The following is a 9138-nucleotide window of genomic DNA, read 5'->3' on the forward strand; positions in this document are numbered from 1 at the left end:
TTTGTACAGAATAAAATGAAAAAGCTTATAATCACTGTTTTAGCTGTTTTTTACCTGGGTGTTTCATCCGGGGCAACCGTGCATTTTCATTATTGCATGGGCGAGCTAATTGAGTGGGGGCTTTCAAATGATTCTTCAGAAGGTGCCGATGACTGCAGTAATTGCGGTATGAAAAAAGGTGTTTCTGAAGATTGCTGTAAAGATCAAAAGCAGGAACTTAAGCTAAAGGAATGCCAAAAAGCTCCTTTAAGTACATTTAAGGCAAATATTTTTGCCATAGAGCCCATATTTTACCATGAACTACAAGTAAAGGCTCTTCATTCAATTTACGAACAACCTATTTCTGTTCATTCAGTTCAGCGACCCGGGAAGACCCCTGTCTTTATCCTTAATCGCAATTTCCGTATCTGATAAATTTCTTTCTTTGCGGCATTTCTATGCCATTAATCCCGCTTTCAAATTCTGAATTAATTGAGCATGATCAATATAAATTCGTTTTAAGTCTTTAGGGATAATTATCTATCATTTATATTTTAAGCATGATCTGGCATTTACTTTAGGCTGCTGGCAGATCCAATTATAAATTTATTAAACACCTATAAACATGAAAAAGTTAATGAACACAAGCGCACTACTGATCGTTTTATTTTTTGCTGCATGCACAAGTTCTGAAAAACCGGCCCAAGCAAGTACTGATACCGCATCCCATAGCATGCCTGCAGCAGTGTATACTTGTTCAATGGACCCTGAAGTAATCAGCGATAAACCAGGTGCTTGCCCGGTATGTAAAATGGACCTTATTGTAAAAACTGATGAAGCCAGTTCTACAGATTCAACTGGTACAGACAGCAGTCATGCTGCTCAGCAACACTAAGAAAGATGGTTGAGAACATCATTTCATTTTCTCTGCGTAACCGCTTCATTGTATTGCTTTTTGCGGCAGGAATCTTTACTTGGGGGCTATTCTCTGTAAGAACAAGTAAGATTGATGCTATCCCAGATCTGTCCGAAAATCAGGTAATTGTATTTACTGAATGGATGGGTAGAAGTCCGCAGATTATTGAAGACCAGATTACTTATCCATTGGTAACTAATCTTCAGGGATTGCCCCAAGTAAAGTATGTACGAGCAAATTCCATGTTTGGGATGAGTTTCATCTACATCATTTTTGAAGATAATGTAGATGTTTACTGGGCAAGGTCGAGAGTGCTAGAGCGACTTAATTCAATCGGAAATGTTTTGCCCAACGGAGTTAATCCAACCATAGGTCCAGATGGAACCGGGGTTGGGCATGTACTTTGGTATACGCTTGATGCAAAGGGCATGGATCTTGGCGAACAGCGAGCAGTGCAAGACTGGTATATCAAATTTGCACTTCAAAATGTTGCCGGTGTAAGCGAAATAGCATCATTTGGTGGTTTTCAGAAGCAGTATCAAATTAGTATCGACCCTGATAAACTCAGCTATTACAAACTCAACATCCAGGATGTGATGCGTGCGGTTAAAAGTAATAATAACGAGGCCGGGGGAAGAAAGTTTGAGATGAGCGGGATTGGTTACATCATCAAAACTACTGGTTATTTGAAGTCAATTGAGGAGATAGGTAATCTTTCTGTGCGTACGCAGGGTTCAATCCCAGTTAAGATTCGCGATATAGGAACTGTTCAGATGGCTGGCGAAAGCCGTCTGGGTATATTTGACTATAACGGAGAGGGTGAAGCGGTTGGTGGAATTGTTGTTTTACGTTACGGTGAAAATGCCAATGAGGTGATCAATAAGGTGAAGGCAAAAATGACGGAGGTAACCAAAGGGCTTCCTGGGGGCATGAAATTCAATATTGTGTACGATCGAGGTAAGTTGATCGAAGAATCCATCTCATCTATTAAAACTACATTGATCGAAGAAATGATTGTTGTTTCATTGATCGTCATCATTTTTCTTTTACACTGGCGTAGTGCCATCAGCATCATTATTCAGATTCCAATTACCATTGCAGCAAGTTTCATTGTGCTGAATGCCTTTGATATTTCATCGAATATCATGTCTTTAACAGGTATTGCATTAGCGATTGGAGTGATTGTGGATAATGGAATTATCATGGCTGAAAACTCATACAAGAATCTGGCGGTTAGGCAGGCCGAATTAAATGAACAAAGAAAAGGAGGAACTGCAGATGTGGTTTAATAAAAAAGGATCTGAATCTGGCAATGCCAAGGATCAGGATTATGTAAGGCTTTCAACTGAAGAAAGACTGAGCATTATTGAAAAGGCTTGTAAACAGGTTTCGAGGGGGGTATTCTATTCTACCATAATTATCATTGCTTCATTTCTGCCGGTGTTTATGTTAACCGGACAGGAAGGCAAGCTCTTCCATCCGTTGGCCTATACCAAGACCTTTATATTGGTGATTGATGCTATTCTGGTATTGACACTGGCTCCGGTGATCATTTCATTTTTCATGAAAGGACGCTTTCGTCAGGAGCATGAGAATCCGATTAATAGAGGAATGGAAAAGGTGTATCTTCCTATCATCCGTGCTTGTATCCGGAACCGGAAAACAACAATTGGAATTAATATTATTGCCCTGATTGTGAGTATTCCAATGCTGATGAGTTTGGGACGAGAATTTATGCCACCACTAGATGAGCAGTCAGTACTTTTTATGCCGGTTACCTTACCAGATGTGTCGAATACCGAGATTAAACGCATTTTACAGGTTCAAGATAAGGTCATTAAGTCAGTTCCGGAGGTAGATCATGTGCTGGGAAAGGCTGGAAGGGCTAATTCGGCAACCGATAATTCGCTAATTAGCATGATCGAGACCATCATCGCTCTCAAGCCAAAGAGTGAATGGAGGCCAGGTATCACCAAGAAGGATATTATTAATGAGCTGGATGCAAAGCTTCAGATTCCAGGAGTGGTCAATGGCTGGACTCAGCCAATCATCAATCGGATCAATATGCTTTCTACCGGCATCAGGACAGACGTAGGAGTAAAAGTTTACGGACAAGACCTGAAGCAGATTAGTCATATTTCTCAGGAGGTTCAAACCTTGCTAAAGAGTATTGAGGGGGTAAAAGACCTCTATGTAGAGCCTGTTACTGGCGGAAAATACCTAGAAATTGAAATTAAACGTGATCAGCTGGAGCGCTATGGATTAACAGTTGATGATGTGAATGCAACCGTCGAAACTGCAATTGGTGGTACCCCTTTTGCTTCTACAGTTGAAGGAAGGAAGCGTTTTAATATTCATTTGCGTTTGGGCCAAGAGTACCGCAATAGCATTGATAGGCTAAAGCGCATTCCACTTAATTCGCCCGATGCAGGAACAATTCCATTGTCGGCAGTTACGGATATTCATTTTGTAAATGGTCCTCCAATGATCACCTCAGAAAATGCGATGTTGAGAGGAGCAGTAATGTTCAATGTTCGCGACCGTGATTTGGGGCATACCGTTCAGGAAGCGATCAATAAGCTCAATAAAGATCTGAAACTACCCGGAGGCTATTTTGTAGAGTGGAGTGGACAATATGAGAATCTATTACGCGGACAAAAAACGCTGTTCTATATTCTTCCCATTGTATTTTTTATTATTTCCTTGGCTCTTTATTTGGCTTTCAGATCAATCAGGGAAGCTTTTTTAAGTCTAGTGACCATTCCATTTGCCCTTATTGGGGGTGTTTTTCTAGTCTATTTCTGGGGAGTTAATCTTTCTATTGCGGTTGTTGTAGGTTTCATAGCTCTGTTTGGAATTGCAGTAGAAACAGGAGTAGTGATGGTTATTTACCTGAATGATGCAATGAATCAGTTAGTGGCCTTAAAAGGGAATTCAAGCCAGACCATTTCAAAAGAGGATTTGCGGGAATACGTAATCAATGGCGCTGCAAAAAGATTGCGCCCTAAGATCATGACCGTTTGTGTGGCTCTTTTTGGTTTGATCCCTGTTTTATGGTCAGGCGGCGTTGGAAGTGATGTGATGCAGCCCATTGTATTGCCCATGATTGGTGGGGTTCTTACTTCATCTACGCATATTCTATTGGTTACACCACTCATATTCCTGATGACAAAAGAGTATGAATTGAGAAAATTTGGAAAACTGGAGGTACATGATGTTAAACATTAAAAAATTAGTTTTTACGCTGCTGTTCATTGGTTCTGGACTTGCTTTCGGGCAGGTAAAGATGAACCTTGAACAGATCTTTGTAGAAATAAAAGAAAAGAATCTTGGACTGATGACATTCGATAGCCGCATACAAAGTAAGGATGCAAAGGTTGCGGGTGCTGGAGCTTGGATGGCCCCGATGGTTGGTGCGGGTACATTCATGAGCCCATACCCTTTTCAGGGGAATGCAGGCGACAATAACCGGGGTGCATTTATGCTCAGTGCAGAACAGGCTATTCCAAATCCAGCTAAGATCAAAGCAAAAAAGGAATACCTAGAAACCCAGTCTCTGACCGATGTATTTGGTAAATCTGAGCAGTTCAATCAATATAGAGCGAGAGCTAGACAGCTCTATTATGGCTTGCTAATCGATTACCGGAAAATCAGGTACCAGCAAGAAAACAAGCAAATCATGGAGACCATGAAAAAGCTTGCATCAATCCGTTATCCTTTTAATCAGGGAGGGCTTAATCAGGTATTTAAGGCTGAGGGTAGGGTTTATGAGTCTGAAAATATGATCTTGATGACTGAAGCTAGTATCCGTTCAAAAAAGATCGCTCTGAATTCATTGATGAACCGCTCGGCCAATATGGAGTTTGAAATAGACACTGCTTTTAGAGTTGACTTTGTTCCAAAGGCTGATTTGGATACCGCTTATTTTGCCGGAACACGAAGTGATATTTTACACATGGAACATGATATTCATGCCATGGAAAAGAATATTCAGCAAATGAGACAGGAAGCCAAGCCAGATTTCAGAGTTCGGTTCGATCATATGTCTAATTATTCGGCGATGATGCCCAGACAATTTACAATTATGGGTATGCTTTCTATTCCGATCGTTCCATGGTCGTCAAAAATGTATAAGTCAGAAATTAGATCCATGAATTTTGGGCGGGAGGCCATGCGTAATCAGAAGGCAGCAATGGTAACAGAGATGCTGGGGATGAGCCGCTCTATGGAAAATGATCTCGCAGTTATGCAGCAGCAGCTAGCTAATTATGAAAATAAAATAGTGCCGTCTCTTCAAAAATATTTGAAGGCTTCGATGCTGTCTTATCAGGAGAATAAATCAGATCTGAATACAGTGATTGATAGCTGGGAAGCCCTGAACATGTCGCAGATGAATTATCTGGACCAATTACAGAAGTTTTATCAAATGATTGTGGAGTATGAAAAGAATATTGAAAGGTAGTATTGCTGTTTTTCTTTTGCTCGGATTGATGCTTTTAGGTTGTAACCAAGGTAAGATGGCTTCTATTGAAAGTCAAGCTCAGGTTTATACTTGTTCGATGCATCCAAACATTCTTCAGAATAATCCCGGTAATTGCCCGATCTGTAAAATGGATTTGGTACCGCAGCAGGTTACAGCTACGCACGGTTCTGCTGATGATAGCTTAAATGTATTGGTAAAACCAACCAACGAGCTGGTGATCTCGGGTATTAAGACCTTGAGGCTAGAAAAGGGTTCGCGAACTGCAGAAATGAGCCTCAAAGGGGTCATCAATTATAATACCAATAACTGGAAATCAGTTTCAGCCAGGGTTAGCGGCCGTATCGAACGCTTATACGTGAAGTATAGCTATGAGCAGGTAAGAAAGGGGCAAAAAATCATGGATATATACAGCCCTGATCTGGCAAATGCCCAGCAGGAATTATTGTTTCTCAAAAATAATTCAGAGGCGGTTCTGTTTGAATCGGCTAAGAAAAAATTATTGTTTATGGGTTTTACGCAGAGTCAGATTGATCAAGTACTCCAAAGCGGCAAGATCAGTCCAACAGTTTCAGTATACAGCCCATATTCTGGTTACGTGGCCGAGTACTCATCTAATACTGTAGCATCAGGTTTATCAACACAGGCAGGAGCTACAAGAATAGGTTCAGCTGCTTCATCTGGAATGAATGAAATGAGTTCGGGCACATCTGCTGATGCTATTCCTTCTGTGCAAGCGATGAGCACCGGGCAGGTTTTGCAGATACGGGAAGGCCAATATGTTTCTTCAGGTCAGAAATTGTTTGATCTGATTAATACAGATCAAGTTTGGGCAGAGTTTTTTGCCCGCCCCGATCAGTTACAAGAATTTAAACAAGGAATTAAGGTAAGCATCCAATCGCTGGATATTGCAGAACAGCACTCAGAAGTTAAGGTAGATTTTATTCAGCCATACTACCGTCAAGGTGTTAATTATTCGCTTATCAGAGCAAATTTATCGAATAGCAATAGCGCATGGAAGGTTGGGCAGTTAATCTCGGTGCTTAAGCAAAGTAAGGTGGATGGACATTGGGTTCCAAGGTCTGCGGTGCTGCAGCTTGGCAAAAGATATGTAGTATTTATAAAACGTAATTCGGCATTTGTTCCGGTTTTTGTACAGGTAAATACGCTGTCAGATAAATGGGTAGATATTGGGACTAGTTTAGCTGATGAACAAGAGATTGCCATCAATGCCTGGTTTTTAGTGGATACAGAAAGTTTTATAAAAGCGGAGCGTTTATAATGAAAAGAAAGATAGTAGTCAGCCTAATCCTGATCTCTTTGGGATACCTAGTTTTTACTTTGCCATCCTGTAAGGATCCGGATCATGATAAAACAACTAAAGTAGGGAAATATACGTGTCCAATGCACCCCCAGATTGTAAATAATGGTCCAGGTTCTTGTGCAATTTGTAAGATGGATCTGGTGCCAATTAACTCATCGGGAGGCAAAAATGAGCTATCTCTGAGTGATAGTCAGATCCAAATGGCCAATGTACAGACCGTTAAGATCAGTAGTTCTTCTTTTAGTACTTCAAAAGTGTTGAACGGTCAACTGGTCGTAAATCCGGCGCGCAGCGCCCTGGTTTCAAGTCGTTATTCAGGCAGGGTTGAAAAATTATATGTCCGAGAAATTGGCGGTAGAATAAAAAAGGGCCAGGCACTTTTTCAGGTGTACAGTGAAGAGCTTCAAACCTTACAGCAAGATTATTTGTTACAGATCAAGCAGGTTGCGGCCTTCCCTGATGAGAAAATTTATGGTTCTATGCGAGAGGCTGCAAAAAATAAACTACGCCTCTTTGGTTTAAGCGATGCCCAGATTAGGTCATTAGATCAAGGGGCAAAGGCATCTCCATTGTTAACTGTTTATTCGAATGCGGCAGGTACAGTTACTGAATTGAATATTACTGAAGGGCAATATATTGCTGAAGGAACACAGGTTCTGAAGCTCGAAAATTTTGATCAGCTGTGGTTGGAAATGGATGTTTATCCCAGTGAAATTTCGCGATTAACTATCGGTATGAAGGTAAAAGCATTGATCAATGGGATAAGCGAAAATGAGCAGACGCTTCAAATTGATTTCATTTCTCCTCAATTAGATCCAGCTACACAGATTCTTAAAGTAAGGGCACCCATTCAGAATTCAGGGAATTTACAGGCAGGAATGCAGGCAACTGTGTTTTTACCTGTTTCAGAAATCTCTGATGCAATGAGTCTTCCATTGGATGCGGTGATAAGGGATGAGATGGGCACCCATGTTTGGATTAAAACTTCAAAAAATACTTTTTCGCCAAGAATGGTCAGAACGGGCGAAGAAAGTTCGGATCAGATTATCATACTATCCGGATTGGAAGATGTGAAAGAGGTGGTTATAAGTGGTGCTTATTTATTGTCAAGTGAGTTTATTTTAAAGAAGGGAATAGATCCAGCTGCTGGACATGAAATTGCGGATCATTGATTAGTTTATAATTCAATAGGTTGAACTATAAATAAATATTAAAATTGGGCACCAGTTCTCAATGGCATATCGAAAAGGCATGTAGAATGCCGGTCACTCGGATAGTATTGAGTTTCTTTATTTTTGATTGCTTAGGAATCAGAATATGGATCAAATATTGCCTCATTTTATTATTTTTAGCAAATATTCCTGAATGAAAAATTTTTTACTGCTATTGTTTTTATTTACCACTCTGGCAGTATTTGGGAATGATAGCCCTCAAACAGATAATCCCAGAAGTTTTAAATTGCCGAAAGGAATTACTGCAAAAGATTACCTGCCCAATACGCTCATTATTAAATTCCGAAAGGGTGTTTCAGCTGCTGAAATACAATCTGCAACAGCTGTATTTGGTTTAAATAGTTTAAAGCTAAAATCTGCTGATATTAACCGGGTTAATCAGATTTTTAAAGATGCTTTATTGTCAAAATCTGGGCAGCTTCCAGTAGAAATGCCAGCAGTTGACTCGATAGGGCTTGATCGCGTATTTGAGTTTAATTATAATTCGAAAAAGAGTATTGTTGAGGTTATTAATGAGGTGCTTGCCAATGGAATGATTGAATACGCAGAGCCAAGTTATATTTATCACACTTCTTTTATACCGAATGATCCACTCTATACTGGAGGATACCAAAATTTTCTTAAACAAATAAAAGCAGAACAATCTTGGGGTTTGATCAGAAACTCTTCTAATACTGTAATTGCAATTGTTGATTCGGGCTCGGATATGGACCATGAAGATCTTAAAGCCAACCTGCTACTCCCGGGCAAGGATCTGGTTGGTGCAAGTTTTAATACACTGCTCGAGGATAATGATCCGGATGTGAAAAGTGACAGTACTGATCATGGGGTACGGGTAAGTGGCATGGCATCAGCGGTTTCTGATAATGGTATTGGAATAGCAAGTATTGCATCTAACGCTAAGCTGTTGATCGTAAAGGCAGGTGCCGACAACAATGGTATTACTATTTACAAAGGATATGAGGGCATTAAGTTCGCCGCAGATAATGGAGCACATATTATAAACTGCTCATGGGGTGGTCAGGCAGGTGGAATTTTTGGACAGGATGTGATCAATTATGCTATATCTAAAGGCTGTTTGGTAATTGTTGCAGCAGGAAATTCTAATTCGATAGTTCCGGAGTACCCTGCCAATTATAAGGGAGTTATGGTTGTAGCTGGTGTGGATATGAATGACCGAAAGAGCAGTTTTTCAAATTATGGAAGT

The 9138-nt window shown here is 40.3% G+C and carries 8 protein-coding genes; all 8 read left to right on the forward strand.

Annotated elements, in window-relative coordinates; all coding sequences use genetic code 11:
- Nucleotides 1-411 (forward strand): HYC_CC_PP family protein (locus ACIQZ6_RS10495; RefSeq protein ID WP_395810852.1); only part of this gene is annotated, 411 nt, incomplete at its 5' end.
- A 193-nt stretch (nt 412-604) separates the two neighbouring features.
- Nucleotides 605-874 (forward strand): heavy metal-binding domain-containing protein, encoded by a 270-nt coding sequence (locus tag ACIQZ6_RS10500; protein ID WP_395810854.1) that lies wholly within the window; start codon nt 605-607, stop codon nt 872-874.
- 5 nt (nt 875-879) lie between these two features.
- Entirely contained in the window at nt 880-2184 is a 1305-nt protein-coding gene (locus ACIQZ6_RS10505) for an efflux RND transporter permease subunit (protein WP_395810856.1), read from the forward strand.
- Nucleotides 2174-4123, forward strand: coding sequence for an efflux RND transporter permease subunit (locus tag ACIQZ6_RS10510; RefSeq protein WP_395810866.1), 1950 nt, complete (start codon nt 2174-2176; stop codon nt 4121-4123). The genes ACIQZ6_RS10505 and ACIQZ6_RS10510 overlap by 11 nt, the downstream gene beginning before the upstream one ends.
- Entirely contained in the window at nt 4107-5357 is a 1251-nt protein-coding gene (locus ACIQZ6_RS10515; RefSeq protein WP_395810858.1) for a TolC family protein, read from the forward strand. The genes ACIQZ6_RS10510 and ACIQZ6_RS10515 overlap by 17 nt, the downstream gene beginning before the upstream one ends.
- Nucleotides 5335-6657: an efflux RND transporter periplasmic adaptor subunit gene (locus ACIQZ6_RS10520; RefSeq protein ID WP_395810860.1), complete on the forward strand. Its 1323-nt coding sequence runs from the start codon at nt 5335-5337 to the stop codon at nt 6655-6657. Before ACIQZ6_RS10515 ends, ACIQZ6_RS10520 begins: the two co-directional genes overlap by 23 nt.
- Nucleotides 6657-7871 (forward strand): efflux RND transporter periplasmic adaptor subunit, encoded by a 1215-nt coding sequence (locus ACIQZ6_RS10525; protein ID WP_395810862.1) that lies wholly within the window; start codon nt 6657-6659, stop codon nt 7869-7871. The genes ACIQZ6_RS10520 and ACIQZ6_RS10525 overlap by 1 nt, the downstream gene beginning before the upstream one ends.
- 193 nt (nt 7872-8064) lie before the next feature.
- Nucleotides 8065-9138: S8 family serine peptidase (locus ACIQZ6_RS10530; RefSeq protein WP_395810864.1), on the forward strand; the 1074-nt coding region annotated here is incomplete at its 3' end.

This window comes from Daejeonella sp. (genome assembly GCF_044348475.1).
GTDB lineage: Bacteria > Bacteroidota > Bacteroidia > Sphingobacteriales > Sphingobacteriaceae > Daejeonella.

Coding starts and splice junctions, on each gene's coding strand:
- ACIQZ6_RS10515 (WP_395810858.1), top strand. CDS start 4,107: ATGATGTTAAACATTAAAAAATTAGTTTTTACGCTGCTGTTCATTGGT.
- ACIQZ6_RS10505 (WP_395810856.1), top strand. CDS start 880: ATGGTTGAGAACATCATTTCATTTTCTCTGCGTAACCGCTTCATTGTA.
- ACIQZ6_RS10510 (WP_395810866.1), top strand. CDS start 2,174: ATGTGGTTTAATAAAAAAGGATCTGAATCTGGCAATGCCAAGGATCAG.
- ACIQZ6_RS10525 (WP_395810862.1), top strand. CDS start 6,657: ATGAAAAGAAAGATAGTAGTCAGCCTAATCCTGATCTCTTTGGGATAC.
- ACIQZ6_RS10500 (WP_395810854.1), top strand. CDS start 605: ATGAAAAAGTTAATGAACACAAGCGCACTACTGATCGTTTTATTTTTT.
- ACIQZ6_RS10520 (WP_395810860.1), top strand. CDS start 5,335: ATGAAAAGAATATTGAAAGGTAGTATTGCTGTTTTTCTTTTGCTCGGA.